Below are 14,206 nucleotides of genomic sequence, written 5' to 3' on the forward strand. Positions count from 1 at the left end.
TCGGTAGGTAGATACGATAAAGAACAAATGCCCATATACCTTGTTAACAGACCACAGCGGCGCTCATTTGTCTCTGCCCGCCGAATATTCTTCAGCGTTGGAAGCACATTCTTCGCCCAAGCCTGAGTCAAAGCTGTGATGACTCAAGAAAACAATCGAATAATTCGATTCATATAATGCAAAAACAGCGCTTTTAGCAACAGCTAAACTGATAGAAACTAGCCTCATGACCAAACGCCCACCGCTTGCCGGTTGCGTATCACTCACTGAGGATATCGAAATGATTGAAGTTCGCGCTTTTGCAGATCTCGGCGGCGCCGAGCACGGCTGGTTGAACGCTCGCCACCATTTTTCTTTCGCCGAGTACTATGATCCGCAGCGTATGGCATGGGGTGATTTACGGGTGTGGAATGATGATGAAATCGCCCCGCACTCGGGTTTTCCACCGCACCCACACCGCGACATGGAAATCATCACCTATGTGCGCCAGGGTGCGATTACCCATAAAGACAATCTGGGCAACCATGGCCGTACCGAGGCAGGTGATGTACAGGTAATGAGTGCAGGCACCGGGATTGCCCACAGTGAATACAACCTGGAAGACAGCACAACCAAAATCTTCCAGATCTGGATCACACCGAATCAGTTTGATTCACCGCCATCATGGGGCGCCAAACCTTTCCCCAAAGGCGACCGCGCTGGCAGTTTCGTGACCTTGGCAAGCGGTAACAACGACGACCAGGATGCGCTGCCTATCCGGGCCAATGCACGAGTAGCCGCTGCGACCTTGAAGGCCGGCCAATCCACTGAGTATGTACTTGGTGCTGAGCGCAAAGCCTATTTGGTGGCTTCATCAGGTGCGTTCGAGGTCAACGGTGTTGCTGCTCAAACTCGCGATGGCGTTGCTGTTCGTGACATTGATGTACTGCATGTAACAGCGACCGAAGACACTGAAATTGTCTTGGTGGACGTTGCATGACCAGCGCTTTACTGCCTGCACAAGCCTCCAGCCAACTTGACGGCTGGAGGCACCACTCGGCTATTTAGATCTATTTGCTTATACTGGCCCGCAGCCAACAATCGGATTGGCGATTGAGCCTAATAACATGAACAGCCTTGGTTTCACTGCAGCGCCTGCCCTGCTTAAGTACCTGCGTCATGCCGAGTCTCTGGGCATTGATACCGACCTGGCCTTGCAGGCTGCACACCTGTCCCGCGAAGACCTGAACGACAACGCCAAACGCATCCCCGGTGACAGCCATGAACGCTTGCTCAAGTATCTGTTGAGCCAGTGTGACGACCCATTGTTTGGCCTGCACAGTGCCCGCTATGTGCAGCCGGGATCATGGAGCGTACTGGGCTATATCACCCTCAACTGCGCCACGCTGGGTGAAGCAATCAGCCGAATAGTGCCCTACGAAAAGCTGGTCGGCGACATGGGTGTCAGCCGTGTTGAAAGCGATGCCGAGTACACCCGACTGATCTGGAGTTGCCGCCACGACGCCCCCCTCATCCGCCGGCACATGGTTGAAAATGTACTGGCGTCATGGCTGCTGTATGCCCGCTGGATAGCCGACAAGGACTACTCACCTGCAGCGGTATGGTTTGAGCATGCCCAGCCGAACGGCATGCAGCATGAAGTCTACCAATCGGCATTTGGCTGCAAGGTGTTGTTCGAACAACCTTGCAATGCGCTGATAGTTCCCAATCAATTACTCGCCATTGAGCTGCGCCAGGCGGATCCAAACCTGCTGCGCACGCTGGAAGAGCATGCGCTGGCGTTGATGGCAAAACTGGATGATGACCAGCCGCTGACGGCACGGGTCAAGGGCGCGCTGCGCCTGCTGCTCAAAGATGGGCTGCCGCGTAAAGAGCGGGTTGCCGAGCGATTCGATATGACGGTGCGCACCCTGCAAAGGCATTTGCAACAAGCGGGTACAAGCTATCAATCAATCCTTGATGAGTTGCGCCAGGAATTGGCCGAGCACTATTTACTGCGCAGCGACTTGCCGGTGCAAGAGATCGCCAGCTACCTGGGTTTCAGTGAATCGCGTTCGTTTCACCGCAGCTTCAAAATCTGGACGGGGCAAACGCCTGGCGAATATCGGCAAGCGCATCGCCCCACCCGCTAACCGAGAATCTCACTCATTGGGATAAACCGCAGGCTATCGCCCTCAGCCAAGGTCTTGCCCTCTAGGATTTCAGCCAGCCCCTCGGCCCATGACGCACTGCGCAGCACACCGGAACTCTGGTTCGGATGCATCACCACCCGGCCATTTTCGATCCGCGCACGCACGTACTCACGGCGGTTACCAGCATGGCTCCAAACGAATCCGGCAGGCATCGGGAAACCCAGCGGCTCGACCTTGGAAACACCCATGCGCCGCAACAGATAAGGGCGCGCCAGTAAACCAAAAGTCACCAAGGTAGAAGCAGGGTTACCGGGCAAGCCCAACACCGGCACGCCTCGAAAAGCGCCAAAGGTCAGCGGCTTACCCGGTTTGATTGCAAGCTTCCAGAGCGCCAGCTCGCCTTCTTCGCGCAGTGCAGCGCCGAGAAAATCAGCCTCGCCCACCGAAACGCCGCCGGTTGAAAGAATGAGATCCACATCATTGAGCGCAGCCAATGCGTCACGGGTTAGCTGCAGGTCATCGGCCAGAATCCCGGCATCAACCACTTCGCAGCCCAAGCGCTGCAACCATGTGCACAGCAGGCGACGATTGCTGTTGTAGATCTGTCCCGGACCCAGCGCCTGGCCTGGCTCGATCAACTCATCTCCAGTCGACAACACCGCAACCCGAGCCCGTCGATAAACCATCAGGCGGTCAGCCCCCAGCGATGCCGCCAGCCCCAGCTCGATCGGCCCCAGGCGTGTACCTGCTGGCAAGACGCAGTCGCCGACTTTGGTTTCCTGGCCTTGCGCCCGAACGTTCTGGCCGAAGCGCATGTTCTGGCTGAAACTGACGCGTTGATCGTCGCCCAACTGCACATTTTCCTGCATTTCCACGACGTCCGCGCCTGCTGGCAAAGGCGCACCGGTAAATATCCGGGCGCAGGTGCCGGGCTCAAGGGCTGACGGCAAGGTGCCTGCAAGAATACGCTGGCTGACAGGCAGTGGCTCGCCTTGCCAGTCAGCCAGGCGCAGCGCATAACCGTCCATTGCGCTGTTTGCCCAAGGCGGCAAATCCAGTGATGAAATCAGCGCTTCGGCGAGCACTCGACCATCGGCCTGTTCCAGCGTTACCGATTCTATTTGGTCGATCGGCGTCGCATCCGCCATCGCCAATAACCGCTCCAGAGCAACTTCTACCGGCAGCAATCCCGGCTGATCACAACCGCTCATCCACGGCTCTCGCAAGCGGCAGCTTGTTTGAGGTGGGGAACAAAATTACAAGGGCGGTGGCTGGCATCCAATTGCTCGGCAAGGATCCCATCCCACGCGGTACGACACGCATTTGTCGAGCCCGGCAAGCAACACACCAAGGTGCCATTGGCCAAACCGGCCAAGGCCCTGGACTGAATAGTCGAGGTGCCGATATCGGGCACCGAGATTTGCCGGAACAACTCGCCAAAACCATCAACCTGCTTGTCCAGCAAGCAGCTCACCGCTTCAGGCGTGCTGTCGCGTGCGGTGAAACCCGTACCACCGGTGATCAACACCACTTGCACTTGATCTTCGGCAATCCAGGTCGCCACTTGTGCACGGATCTTGTACAGATCGTCCTTGAGCAACACGCGGCACGCCAGGGTGTGGCCAGCCGCCTCAAGACGATCAATCAAGGTCTGACCCGAGGTGTCCGAATCCAGGCTGCGGGTGTCGCTAACGGTCAATACGGCGATGTTCAACGGGACAAATGCGGTGTCGAGTTTATGGCCCATAACAGACTTCCGGTTGTTCAAATAATGGGGCAATGTTATATCACAGGCTCACTTTGAGAGACTGCACTATGTCAACCCCACCCCCAATCAACGCCTGCTCGATATTGCTGCTGGCTGGTGGCCGCGGTCAACGCATGGGCGGCCGTGATAAAGGGCTGGTGCTCTGGCATGAGCAACCACTGATTGCTTGGCTACATGACCTGGTGCGCCCGCTGAGCGATGACCTGATCATCTCCTGCAATCGCAATAACGCCCAGTACGCAGCCTATGCCGACCAGATCGTGGCGGATGACGACAACGATTTCCAAGGACCGCTGGCAGGTATCCGCGCAGGGCTGAAAGTGGCACGCCACACACATATGCTGGTGCTGCCCTGTGATGCGCCGATGCTCGATCAAAAGCTGCTAACGGATCTGATGGCGCTTGCCGGGGATGCGCCTGCGGTGGTGCGCCAAGGGCAATACCTGGAGCCATTATTTAGCGTGATTCCAGGCCAGCTTAGCAATCAGTTGGAAAATGCATGGCTGGCCGGTGAACGCAGCCCGCAGCGTTGGTTGCGCAGCCTCGATCCACGCACCCTGGACTGCCTTGATCAGGATCCGCGGCTGGCCAACATAAATACGCCCGAGCTCCTCGACACCCCCACGATCAAGCAATATCGCGGAAATTGACGGAACTTTGGCGCCAGCAGCCTATCTTAAGTTTGGTACGCAATTTCAAACCCATGAGGAGATCCACCATGAGCCAACGGACAATCGCAGCACTATTTCTGACCCTGGGCCTCGCAACTCTGGCAGGCTGCGCTTCACCGACGGTAATCACCCTCAACGACGGTCGTGAGATTCAGACTGTTGACGAGCCTGACTTTGATGATGACACAGGCTTCTACGAATTCGAGCAACTTGATGGCAAGCGCGCACGCGTCAACAAAGACGAAGTCCGCACCGTTAAAGAGCTGTAAGCATCTACCACAACCGAATGTTGCACAGGCAGCATTCGGTTGTGCAGTTGTACCCCGCCTAGCTGAGCGCCTGGAATGCCCTGACCAGTGCATTGCTCAAGTCTACCGTTGAGAATTTAGTCAACATATCGTTTGCCCCGACAGAACGCGCTTTCTCAGTGTTCATCGTGCTATCGAGCGATGTGTGCAACAACACATAGGTGTGGCCGATGTCAGCGGTCTTGCGAATCTCACGCACCAGGCTGTAGCCATCCATCTCTGGCATTTCAATATCTGAAACCAAAACCTCTATCGGCGTGCCCGCTTGGTGTTGCTCCTGCAATACTGCAAATGCACTACCAGCGCTGCGCACTGACTGGCAATCAAGACCCAGTTTGCGCAAGGTATTGACCGTTTGATGCAACGCCACGTGCGAGTCATCGACCACAAGTACCCGCCGTCCTTCCAGCATTTGCAGATCAGCACTGGAGATCAGCGAATCATCAATTTCCTCGGGTTCAGCCGGGGCGATGTCATGCAGCACTTTTTCGATATCGAGCACCTGCACTATTGCACCGTCGATCTGGGTGACTCCGGTGATAAAGGCACGGCTCCCGGACCCGGCGGGCGGCGGCTTAACATCCCGGGTCGAGCACTGCACGATGCGCTCTACATTCTGCACATGCAGGCCCTGGCGTGAACGACTGAGCTCGGTCACGATCAGGCAGCCTTCTTGGCTCGCGTTATTACCGCGCTCACCTATGGCTCGGGCCAGATCAATAACGGTCAGTGAGGCGCCGCGTAAACTGGCAATGCCCCGCACATGCGGATGCCGGTTAGGCAACTTGGTCAACGTCGGGCAGGCAATAATTTCATTAACCTTAAGCAGGTTAATCCCCAATAAACGACCACTGTGCAGACGAAACAACAGCAGCGATAAGGAATCTCCTAAAACTGCACTCACCGCGTCACTCCCCTTGGTCCTTAAATAATGCTGAGCGGAATATTCAGCTCAGAAATGCGACCACCTGTTCAGCCTCGAATGGCCAATCCAGTTCAGCCCCGGTATCACACCGGCGTAGTACTGGAATGCGCAAACCGTAGCGCTCGACCCATACCTCGTCTTCGGCAATATCGACCAGCTCGACCAGCAGACCGTGCTCGACAAAAGGCATCAGCAATGCTTCGGCCACATCACACAGGTGGCATCCTAGGGTGCCAAAGAGTTGGCATTCGGGCAGCATTTGAGGATCTCCTGTTTCAGTTCAGGCTTTGAAGCCAGCAGTTTAAACACAGCTGCCGCCCAATACATCCAGGAACCTGCTATCGCCCGCCCAATCAATACACCCGGCCAGACAGTGCAAAACCGGGGTTTTGAACTTTCCCCTAGCGCTCTAAATAACGTTGACGGCTGCTTCACGGAAAACTTTAACGGCAAAGCCGCAGCGCTCTGCAGCCAACCCGACGAACTGCTAAATGCCTGCAAATGACCTGCTGGCAAGCACCGCAAATACTGGGCAAGGGGCACGCCGACTAAAGTCTAAAAGCAGACCGCCAAATCTCATGCTTTATTCAACAGCGCCGTACCAGATGGTCCCGCACCCACTTGAGGAGAAAACAATAATGATTCGAACTCCCCTTGCCCGTGCTGTGGCTGTAGCCACGCTAGGCGCTTGCTGCGCATTGCCTACGATTGCCCATGCTGAATTTTTCAAAGACAGCAAAGCTACCATCGAGGCTCGTAACTTCTACTTCAACCGTGATCTGCGTGATACCACATCAGCCCAGCAGTCAAAACGCGAAGAATGGGCACAGGGATTTATTGTTAAAGCCGAGTCAGGCTTTACCGAAGGGACTGTCGGCTTTGGTCTTGATGCCTATGCAGGGCTTGGCCTGAAGCTTGATTCATCACCTGATCGCACAGGCAGCGGCCTGCTACCCGGAAGTTTCGGCAATGAAGCGCCAGATGATTATTCCGAAGCCACCGCCACCGCCAAAGTGAGAATATCCAAGACTGTCGGCAAGTTTGGTGGCCTGACCCCCAAACTGCCTACCATCTCGGCAAACGACTCGCGCCTGCTGCCGCAAACCTTCCTCGGCGGGCACCTCAACTCACAAGAGATTGCCGGCCTGAATATTGATGGCGGTGTAATCAAGGAACAAAACCAGCGCGACTCATCCAACTTTGAAGACCTGAGCATCAACGGCGGCGGCAAGCGCAATTTTGACCTGGGCGGCAGCCAAGCAGACGACTTCAATTTTGCCGGGGTTTCCTACAAATGGACCGACAACCTCACCACCGGCTACAACTATGGTGAGCTGGAAGAAATCTACAAGCAGCACATCGTCAACCTGGTCCACCTATTGCCGATTGGCGACAAGCAAAGTCTTAAAACTGACCTGCGCTATGCACGCTCCACGGACGATGGCAATACCAACGTCGACAACAACGCATTCGGCGCCATGTTCACCTACGCCATTGGCTCCAGCAGCTTTGGCCTGGGTTATCAGTCAATGAGTGGCGACACCGGCTACGCCTACATCAACAGCACCGATCCGTTTCTGGTCAACTATGTGCAAATCGGTGATTTTGCCAACAAGGACGAGAAATCCTGGCAGGCACGCTTTGACTACAACTTTGCTGGCCTGGGCATTCCCGGCCTGACCTTTATGACGCGCTATCTCAGCGGTGACAATATCGACCAACTCAGTGCGACAACCAATGAAGATGGCAAAGAGTGGGAGCGCAACACCGACATCGCCTACGTCTTCCAAGACGGTCCATTGAAGGACTTGGGAATCAAATGGCGTAACGCCACAGTACGCAACAACTTTGCCAATGACCTGGATGAAAACCGCCTGATTGTCAGCTACACACTGGCCTTGCAGTAAGCGGCAACACAATAAAAAGCCCGGGATGACCGGGCTTTTTATTGCCTGTGAATCATCAATCCGGGCTTACAGCACCAATCTTGTGAACCGACAGATCGGCACCGTTGTATTCCTCTTCCTGGCTCAGGCGAATCCCCATGGTCGCTTTCAGCAAACCGTACACAGCAAAACCACCAATCAAGGCCACAACCACGCCAAGACCGGTACCGAGCAACTGGCTGATCATGCTTACCCCGCCAAGACCGCCCAGCGCCTGCTGACCAAATATGCCGCAGGCAATGCCGCCCCAAACGCCGCACAAGCCATGCAGGGGCCACACACCGAGCACGTCATCAATTTTCCACTTTGCCTGCGCTGCAGTGAATGCCCAGACGAACAAGGCACCGGCGATGGCGCCCGTCACCAAGGCCCCTACCGGATGCATCAGGTCTGAGCCTGCACACACGGCGACCAAGCCAGCCAGCGGGCCGTTGTGCAAAAAGCCTGGGTCATTGCGGCCGATAAACAGCGCAGCAATGGTGCCGCCGACCATCGCCATCAAGGTGTTGACTGCAACCAGACCGCTGACACTGCCAAGGGTTTGTGCGCTCATCACGTTGAAACCAAACCAGCCGATAATCAATATCCAGGAGCCCAGCGCCAGGAAGGGAATATTCGACGGCGCGAATGCCACCAGACGGCCGTCACGATAACGTCCATCCCGGCGCCCCAGCAAAATCACCGCGCCAAATGCTAGCCAGCCGCCCATTGCATGGACCACCACGGAACCGGCGAAGTCGTGAAAACCCGCACCAAATTGTGCTTCAAGCCAGGCTTGAAAGCCAAAGTTGCTGTTCCAGATCAGCCCCTCGAAGAAGGGATAGATGAACGCAACAATCAGCACCGTTGCGCATAGTTGCGGACCAAACTTTGCCCGCTCGGCAATACCACCGGAAATGATCGCCGGAATTGCCGCAGCGAAGGTCAATAGAAAGAAGAATTTGACCAAGGCATAGCCATTGCCTTCGGTCAGCACCGTTGCAGGCTGAAAAAATGTCACGCCGTATGCGATCCAATAGCCTATAAAGAAATAGGCCAATGCAGAAATCGCAAAGTCGGAAAGAATTTTCGACAAGGCGTTGACCTGATTTTTCTGACGTACCGTACCCACTTCAAGGAAGGCAAATCCGGCATGCATCGCTAAAACCATGACAGCACCCAGCAGAATAAACAGGGTGTTGGAACCATGAATCAGCGTCTCTACAGCACTGTTGATGTTTTCCATCGGCAAGTAAAACTCCGTCTACAGACCAAGAGCACCAATTCGGATCTTTTTATTAACACGCGCACCAACAAGAGGCGGTCTGAATTAAAAGCGAATCAGAACAATCGCTCCAGATGCGCCAATTGCGTGCTGCCCGAATTTAGCTAAATTGCACTTAGTCTTTATTTATTAATGGGTTAGCTTTGCACCAAAGCACTAAGCCGAGCGATCTAAAAGCCCCAATTAGGCGCGCATGCGCCCAGGCTCGCACCAGGACAATGCAAGCGCTGTACCAAACAAATAACAGGGTCGCCTGGTGATATCAGATTGAACCCTTCTAACGAATGCCACTCGAAGTACACAGGCGTTCTAAAACATCAAGGAGAGTAGAAATGGCACGTAAAAAAACCGCTTCGAACCAAGATGAACTGCTAAACGAATTCCAGGCACTGGTACGTGACACTGAGTCACTGCTCCAGCAATCGGCTAACCTCGCAGGCGATCAAGGCGAAGAACTGCGTGATCAGATTCGCAACAGCTTGAATCGCGCACGCTCCACCCTGCACTCAGCTGAAGAAGCCGTTATAGAGCGCGGTAAAGCTGCCGTCGACGCAACCGAAGGCTACGTACAAACCCACCCGTGGCAATCTATTAGTATCGCTGCCGGTGTTGGTATGCTACTGGGTATGTTGATAACCAAACGCTAAACGGACATCTCTATTACATGGAAGCCAGATCACAGCCCAGTACCGGGAACAATCCTTCACCCCGCAGATTTGCAGGTGCCCTGTTAGGGCTCCTGCAGGGCCATGCGGCCCTGTTCGGAGAAGAGCTCAAGGAGCAGCAGACTCACGCAGTTCGCCTTCTGCTGCTCACCAGCTTGAGCTTGGTTTTTGGCTTGCTGCTGGTGATAGGATTATCGGCAACCCTGTTGATCTGCTTCTGGGATGATTACCGCATCCCAGTGATAATTGGCTTGTGTGTGTTTTACTCAGTGGCACTGATCATTAGCTTGGTGACACTGATCAATTATCTGCGCAACGCCCCGAGTCCTTTTAGTGCAAGCCTTGAAGAACTTGCACGTGACCGTGAGCAATTGTTGCCATGAACCAGACGCCATTGCCGCAACTGCCTGTAAATGCATCACGCCGTGAACTGCGCAAAGCCATGCTACGCATGCGCCTGGAGATGCATCGCCAGGAGTTGCGCCACGAAACCTTGGTAATGCTGGAACCACTGCGCAAGGCCAAGAGCTTTGGCAGCCAGTTGAGAGGCGGCGGTTCATCATTGTGGATTACCGGTGGCGCAGTGCTGCTTGCGGGCCTGGGCCTGAAGAAAAGCAACTGGCGGCGCTGGATTAAAATCGCCCTGATTGCCCTGCCACTGTTACGCCGTACCCCTCCCCGGCACCAGCCCCCAGCGAGCCACTAGCGCACGCCATTCAGTCTTTGTGTCCTGCTGCTTGCAGATTGGCCACGTTCTTGCTTTAGCTCTTGAATGTCGCCTCGGCAGCTTAATGTCTTGGCGCTGTTTTAAGACCCTAAACCAAGGATGCCTGCGTGCTCGACGGTCAACCCACTGTTGTATTTCAACCCTTTATCGACACTGCTACCGGGCAGATTGCAGGTGTTGAAGCGCTCGCACGGCTCCGTGACGACAGGGGGCAACTGCACTCGGCCGGACCTCTTTTCAGCGACCCCAAAACACCTCTACCCGGCTTGCGCAGGCTTGACCGAACCATCCGCCAGCAAGCCCTGCAGCGTTTTCACCAAGCGCCTGGCGAGTGGTTCCTCAGCCTGAATATCTCACCACGCTGGGTGAGCCGCTTGCGCATTGGTCAACCGCTGCCCAGCCTCAAACAATTGCAACAAAGTGGTGTTGCACCTGAACGCGTGGTGTTCGAAATCACCGAATTGGGAGGCGCCAGCCAACGCCTGCCAGCGGTGGTAGCGGCCTACCGGGCAGCCGGGGCGCGGGTTGCGATTGATGACTTTGGCGCCGGCTATTCGCAGCTTGATCGAGTACTGGCCCTACAACCTGACATCCTCAAGCTTGACATGCGCTTGTTCAAGGCCGCAGCGCTTGGCGGCCCCAGTGAACAAATTGTAAAGGCACTGGCACAGATGGCCGAGCGCACCGGATGCTGGATCATCGCCGAGGGTGTTGAATCCGAAGCAGAACTCAGCTTTGCCCTGGAGTGCGGCGCACGCTACGTTCAGGGATACCTGTTTGCCAAACCAGAACTGGAATTCTTCGCCACCGACGCCTTTGTCGATCACTTTGCCCAGCTACGTAATCAGTACGTCAAACACAAACTGCATGAGCGCGCACAGCTTATGCAATTACGCAAACATCTAAGTTTACTGATGGCAGAGCTATACCTGTGGGCGCACAGGGGAGCCAGCCGTGAACAACTGCCCGCGCCGGACGCTTATCCCTGGTTGCGACGAGTCTTTATCTGCGACAGCCAAGGCACACAGCTCTCCCCCAATCATGAGTGGCGAAACGCAGGCTGGCACACCGATAGCCGTTATGTTGGCCACAACTGGTCGTGGCGACCTTATTTCTACCAATTGCTTGCCGAGGGTTGGGATGAGCGACGCCTGATCCTGTCAACGGTCTACCGCGATGCGACCAGCAACCAGTATTGCCTAACCGCAGGTAAATTTATCGATAACAACCGGTTGATACTGGTCGATATTGACGCCGCTGGTTTTTAAATCACTCTTTTGCATGCATTTCTCCGACTACCCCCTTGCAGGGAGACGCTGCTACCCTGAAGCTAGCAATATTAGCCACGTAACGGCGAGGAGCTGCCTTGGACTGGCAAACACTGTTAAACCGCGAACGACTGGGCAAGCCGTCTCATAGCGCTGAAGAACTAGGCCGCAGTCCGTTCCATAAAGATCACGACCGGATCATTTTCTCAGGCGCATTCCGTCGCCTGGGTCGCAAAACCCAAGTTCATCCCGTCTCCAGCAACGACCACATCCATACGCGCCTGACTCACTCACTTGAAGTCAGCTGCGTGGGCCGATCACTGGGTATGCGCGTAGCCGAAATGATTCGCGACAAACTGCCCGACTGGTGCGAGCCCAGCGACCTGGGCATGGTCGTGCAATCTGCCTGCTTGGCGCACGACATTGGTAATCCACCCTTTGGCCACTCAGGTGAAGACGCGATTCGGCATTGGTTTCAGCAAGCGGCCGGGCGTGGCTGGCTTGATTCGATGACAAGCGTCGAGCGTAGTGACTTCCTTAGCTTCGAGGGCAACGCCCAAGGCTTTCGTGTGCTCACCCAGCTCGAATATCACCAGTTCGACGGTGGCACCCGATTGACCTACGCGACCCTGGGCACTTACTTGAAGTACCCCTGGACGGCTCGCCATGCCGAAGCCCAGGGTTATAAGAAACACAAGTTCGGCTGCTATCAGAGCGAGCTGCCATTACTTGAGCAAATCGCCAACAAGCTCGGATTGCCGCAAATCGAAGAACAGCGCTGGGCACGCCACCCGCTGGTTTATCTGATGGAGGCAGCAGACGACATCTGCTATGGCTTGATTGACCTTGAAGACGGCCTGGAAATGGAGCTGCTCGAATACAGCGAGGTTGAGGCGGTGTTGCTGGATCTGGTTGGCGATGACCTGCCGCAGACCTACCGTCAACTGGGCCCCAATGACTCGCGTCGACGCAAACTTGCCATCCTGCGGGGCAAAGCCATCGAACACCTGACCAATGCCGCCGCCCATGCATTTGTCGAACAGCACGATGCCCTGCTTGCCGGCACCTTGCAGGGGGATCTTGTCGAGCATATGCACGGCCCGGCTAAACGCTGCGTGCAGAGCGCGAAAAATATGGCCCGCCAGAAAATCTTCCAGGATAAGCGCAAAACCCTGCATGAAATCGGCGCCTATACCACCTTGGAGATTCTCCTCAATGCCTTTTGCGGCGCGGCCCTGGAACAACATGGCGGCCGTACCCCCTCATTCAAGCATCGACGCATCCTTGATTTGCTTGGCAACAATGCACCCGACCCTAATGGGCCGTTGTACACGTCCTTCTTGCGCATGATCGATTTCATCGCAGGCATGACTGACAGCTATGCTACTGAAATGGCCCGTGAAATGACGGGACGCTCAAGTCCGGTGTAATCCATGGCAAATAAACACAGATCACCACACCAAAGACTGACGGGGCCTCCCACCATGGGACCGGCGATAATCGCTGGTATGGGCTGTGCGCTACCGCTGTTATTGGGGTTGTTCAGCGGCCACCCGGGGTTTCTGTGGGCATCGGCCGGTGCCTTTCAAGCGGCGCAGATCAACCCTTTGCACCGACTTGGCATGTTGCGCATGCTGCTGATCATTTTCCTCGGCGCGGTATGCGCCGGCTGGGGATTCTGGGCGGCGGCGTATCCGGGTCTGAGTTTTGCTGTATTTGCAGCCTTTGGCTTTATCCTGGCCTGGCTGCAGCGCTTTGGCGCCGAAGCCGGAAAACTCGGTGCAGGCCTGGCTGTGTGCATGTGCCTAGGCCAGGGGGAAACAGCGGGAAGTCACCTGAATAACCCCTATGCAATCGCCATGCTTTTTATTCTTGGCGGGCTTTGGGTCACCCTCTTGGCTTTTGGCTTGCGGGGCGTGCATGGCTTGCGCATGTGGCCACAAGCCCCTCGTGTAGTAAGCATCGTCAAGGTTCTCAAGCGCTATGCGAAACGGCTGCCAGAACAACGCTGGCGCCAACATGCATTACGCTGCACGCTGGCGTTTGGCTTAGCTGGCTTACTCGTCAGCCTGGAAAACCTGCCCCACGGTTACTGGCTGACCATGATAGTGATTGGCACCTTGCAGTTTGAGTTATCCAACAGCCTTAAACGCCTGCTGATACCCCATTTGGTCAGCCTCTCGCTCGCGGCAATCATGATTGCGGTTGGCTACAGCGTGCAGGATCCGGTAATCATGGTCAGCGCAACCTTAGCGCTGATAATCTTGTGCCGAACCTTCCAAGCCCATCATTATGGGCTTTACTTGCTGCAGCTATTGGTCTGCTTCATGGTGCTGGTCGAAAGCCTTTCACTCGACTGGCAACTCGCACCGCAACGCCTGTTCAATAGCTTGTTTGGCGTGGCCATCTCGTTGGCGGTGGCAGTGCTTATTTATGCACTAAACAAGGGCTTTATCAGAATAAAAAACAGGGCTTCAGCACATCAGTGAAGGCCTTGAAAAATAACTATTAAATCTATTAGCGCATAGTTCA

The 14,206-nt window shown here is 55.3% G+C and carries 16 protein-coding genes; 11 read left to right on the forward strand and 5 right to left on the reverse strand.

Annotation, left to right across the window (positions count from 1 at the left end; genetic code table 11):
* Window positions 1-280: 280 nt before the first annotated feature.
* Together AACY26_RS01490 and gliR are read left to right on the forward strand one after the other, a co-directional pair.
* Window positions 281-979: a pirin family protein gene (locus AACY26_RS01490; protein ID WP_339511675.1), complete on the forward strand. Its 699-nt coding sequence runs from the start codon at window positions 281-283 to the stop codon at window positions 977-979.
* Window positions 980-1,106: 127 nt separating this feature from the next.
* The gene (gene gliR, locus AACY26_RS01495; RefSeq protein ID WP_339510300.1) at window positions 1,107-2,132 is read left to right on the forward strand and encodes an AraC family transcriptional regulator GliR; all 1,026 of its coding nucleotides are present in this window, start codon (window positions 1,107-1,109) and stop codon (window positions 2,130-2,132) included.
* Here the strand turns inward: gliR and AACY26_RS01500 are convergent.
* Together AACY26_RS01500 and moaB are read right to left on the reverse strand one after the other, a co-directional pair.
* Entirely contained in the window at window positions 2,129-3,343 is a 1,215-nt protein-coding gene (locus AACY26_RS01500) for a molybdopterin molybdotransferase MoeA (RefSeq protein ID WP_339510302.1), read from the reverse strand. The genes gliR and AACY26_RS01500 overlap by 4 nt on opposite strands.
* Window positions 3,340-3,879, reverse strand: a complete 540-nt coding sequence (gene moaB, locus AACY26_RS01505) for a molybdenum cofactor biosynthesis protein B (protein ID WP_339510304.1) — start codon at window positions 3,877-3,879, stop codon at window positions 3,340-3,342. Before moaB ends, AACY26_RS01500 begins: the two co-directional genes overlap by 4 nt.
* 68 nt (window positions 3,880-3,947) lie before the next feature.
* Between moaB and mobA the strand changes: the two genes are divergently transcribed.
* Window positions 3,948-4,550: a molybdenum cofactor guanylyltransferase MobA gene (gene mobA / locus AACY26_RS01510; RefSeq protein ID WP_339510306.1), complete on the forward strand. Its 603-nt coding sequence runs from the start codon at window positions 3,948-3,950 to the stop codon at window positions 4,548-4,550.
* A gap of 68 nt (window positions 4,551-4,618) precedes the next feature.
* On the forward strand, window positions 4,619-4,840 hold the full coding sequence (locus AACY26_RS01515) for a YgdI/YgdR family lipoprotein (protein ID WP_339485713.1): 222 nt from the start codon (window positions 4,619-4,621) through the stop codon (window positions 4,838-4,840).
* A gap of 58 nt (window positions 4,841-4,898) precedes the next feature.
* Here AACY26_RS01515 and AACY26_RS01520 read toward each other — a convergent pair whose 3' ends face one another.
* Both AACY26_RS01520 and AACY26_RS01525 read right to left on the reverse strand, forming a co-directional pair.
* The gene (locus tag AACY26_RS01520) at window positions 4,899-5,783 is read right to left on the reverse strand and encodes a chemotaxis protein CheV (RefSeq protein WP_339510308.1); all 885 of its coding nucleotides are present in this window, start codon (window positions 5,781-5,783) and stop codon (window positions 4,899-4,901) included.
* A gap of 43 nt (window positions 5,784-5,826) precedes the next feature.
* Window positions 5,827-6,063, reverse strand: coding sequence for a glutaredoxin family protein (locus AACY26_RS01525; RefSeq protein ID WP_339510310.1), 237 nt, complete (start codon window positions 6,061-6,063; stop codon window positions 5,827-5,829).
* Between the two features lie 379 nt (window positions 6,064-6,442).
* Here AACY26_RS01525 and AACY26_RS01530 point away from each other — a divergent pair, with 379 nt between their 5' ends.
* Window positions 6,443-7,711, forward strand: coding sequence for an OprD family porin (locus tag AACY26_RS01530; RefSeq protein ID WP_339510312.1), 1,269 nt, complete (start codon window positions 6,443-6,445; stop codon window positions 7,709-7,711).
* 55 nt (window positions 7,712-7,766) lie between these two features.
* Here the strand turns inward: AACY26_RS01530 and AACY26_RS01535 are convergent, their stop codons facing one another.
* Window positions 7,767-8,975 (reverse strand): ammonium transporter, encoded by a 1,209-nt coding sequence (locus AACY26_RS01535; protein ID WP_339510314.1) that lies wholly within the window; start codon window positions 8,973-8,975, stop codon window positions 7,767-7,769.
* A gap of 371 nt (window positions 8,976-9,346) precedes the next feature.
* Here AACY26_RS01535 and AACY26_RS01540 point away from each other — a divergent pair, with 371 nt between their 5' ends.
* The 6 genes from AACY26_RS01540 (at window position 9,347) to AACY26_RS01565 (ending at window position 14,163) form a co-directional block, all read left to right on the forward strand.
* Entirely contained in the window at window positions 9,347-9,661 is a 315-nt protein-coding gene (locus AACY26_RS01540; protein ID WP_339510316.1) for a DUF883 family protein, read from the forward strand.
* 17 nt (window positions 9,662-9,678) lie between these two features.
* Window positions 9,679-10,062 carry a phage holin family protein gene (locus AACY26_RS01545; RefSeq protein ID WP_339510318.1) on the forward strand — a complete coding sequence of 128 codons (384 nt, stop codon included), beginning with the start codon at window positions 9,679-9,681 and terminating at the stop codon, window positions 10,060-10,062.
* A complete protein-coding gene (locus AACY26_RS01550; protein ID WP_339510320.1) occupies window positions 10,059-10,385 on the forward strand; it encodes a hypothetical protein in 327 nt (108 codons plus the stop codon). Before AACY26_RS01545 ends, AACY26_RS01550 begins: the two co-directional genes overlap by 4 nt.
* Before the next feature lie 128 nt (window positions 10,386-10,513).
* Window positions 10,514-11,674 (forward strand): EAL domain-containing protein, encoded by a 1,161-nt coding sequence (locus AACY26_RS01555; protein WP_339510322.1) that lies wholly within the window; start codon window positions 10,514-10,516, stop codon window positions 11,672-11,674.
* A gap of 98 nt (window positions 11,675-11,772) precedes the next feature.
* Window positions 11,773-13,104, forward strand: a complete 1,332-nt coding sequence (locus AACY26_RS01560) for a deoxyguanosinetriphosphate triphosphohydrolase (protein ID WP_339510324.1) — start codon at window positions 11,773-11,775, stop codon at window positions 13,102-13,104.
* A gap of 54 nt (window positions 13,105-13,158) precedes the next feature.
* The gene (locus AACY26_RS01565; RefSeq protein WP_339510326.1) at window positions 13,159-14,163 is read left to right on the forward strand and encodes an FUSC family protein; all 1,005 of its coding nucleotides are present in this window, start codon (window positions 13,159-13,161) and stop codon (window positions 14,161-14,163) included.
* The last annotated feature ends 43 nt before the right edge of the window (window positions 14,164-14,206 follow it).

The sequence above is a fragment of the Pseudomonas sp. RL_15y_Pfl2_60 genome (assembly GCF_963970595.1).
Classification (GTDB): Bacteria; Pseudomonadota; Gammaproteobacteria; order Pseudomonadales; family Pseudomonadaceae; genus Aquipseudomonas.

Bases quoted from the DNA above. Each gene is read 5' to 3' on its own strand.
- AACY26_RS01490 (WP_339511675.1), top strand. From the start codon at position 281: ATGATTGAAGTTCGCGCTTTTGCAGATCTCGGCGGCGCCGAGCACGGC.
- gliR (WP_339510300.1), top strand. From the start codon at position 1,107: ATGAACAGCCTTGGTTTCACTGCAGCGCCTGCCCTGCTTAAGTACCTG.
- AACY26_RS01500 (WP_339510302.1), bottom strand. From the start codon at position 3,343: ATGAGCGGTTGTGATCAGCCGGGATTGCTGCCGGTAGAAGTTGCTCTG.
- moaB (WP_339510304.1), bottom strand. From the start codon at position 3,879: ATGGGCCATAAACTCGACACCGCATTTGTCCCGTTGAACATCGCCGTA.
- mobA (WP_339510306.1), top strand. From the start codon at position 3,948: ATGTCAACCCCACCCCCAATCAACGCCTGCTCGATATTGCTGCTGGCT.
- AACY26_RS01515 (WP_339485713.1), top strand. From the start codon at position 4,619: ATGAGCCAACGGACAATCGCAGCACTATTTCTGACCCTGGGCCTCGCA.
- AACY26_RS01525 (WP_339510310.1), bottom strand. From the start codon at position 6,063: ATGCTGCCCGAATGCCAACTCTTTGGCACCCTAGGATGCCACCTGTGT.
- AACY26_RS01530 (WP_339510312.1), top strand. From the start codon at position 6,443: ATGATTCGAACTCCCCTTGCCCGTGCTGTGGCTGTAGCCACGCTAGGC.
- AACY26_RS01535 (WP_339510314.1), bottom strand. From the start codon at position 8,975: ATGGAAAACATCAACAGTGCTGTAGAGACGCTGATTCATGGTTCCAAC.
- AACY26_RS01540 (WP_339510316.1), top strand. From the start codon at position 9,347: ATGGCACGTAAAAAAACCGCTTCGAACCAAGATGAACTGCTAAACGAA.
- AACY26_RS01545 (WP_339510318.1), top strand. From the start codon at position 9,679: ATGGAAGCCAGATCACAGCCCAGTACCGGGAACAATCCTTCACCCCGC.
- AACY26_RS01550 (WP_339510320.1), top strand. From the start codon at position 10,059: ATGAACCAGACGCCATTGCCGCAACTGCCTGTAAATGCATCACGCCGT.
- AACY26_RS01565 (WP_339510326.1), top strand. From the start codon at position 13,159: ATGGGACCGGCGATAATCGCTGGTATGGGCTGTGCGCTACCGCTGTTA.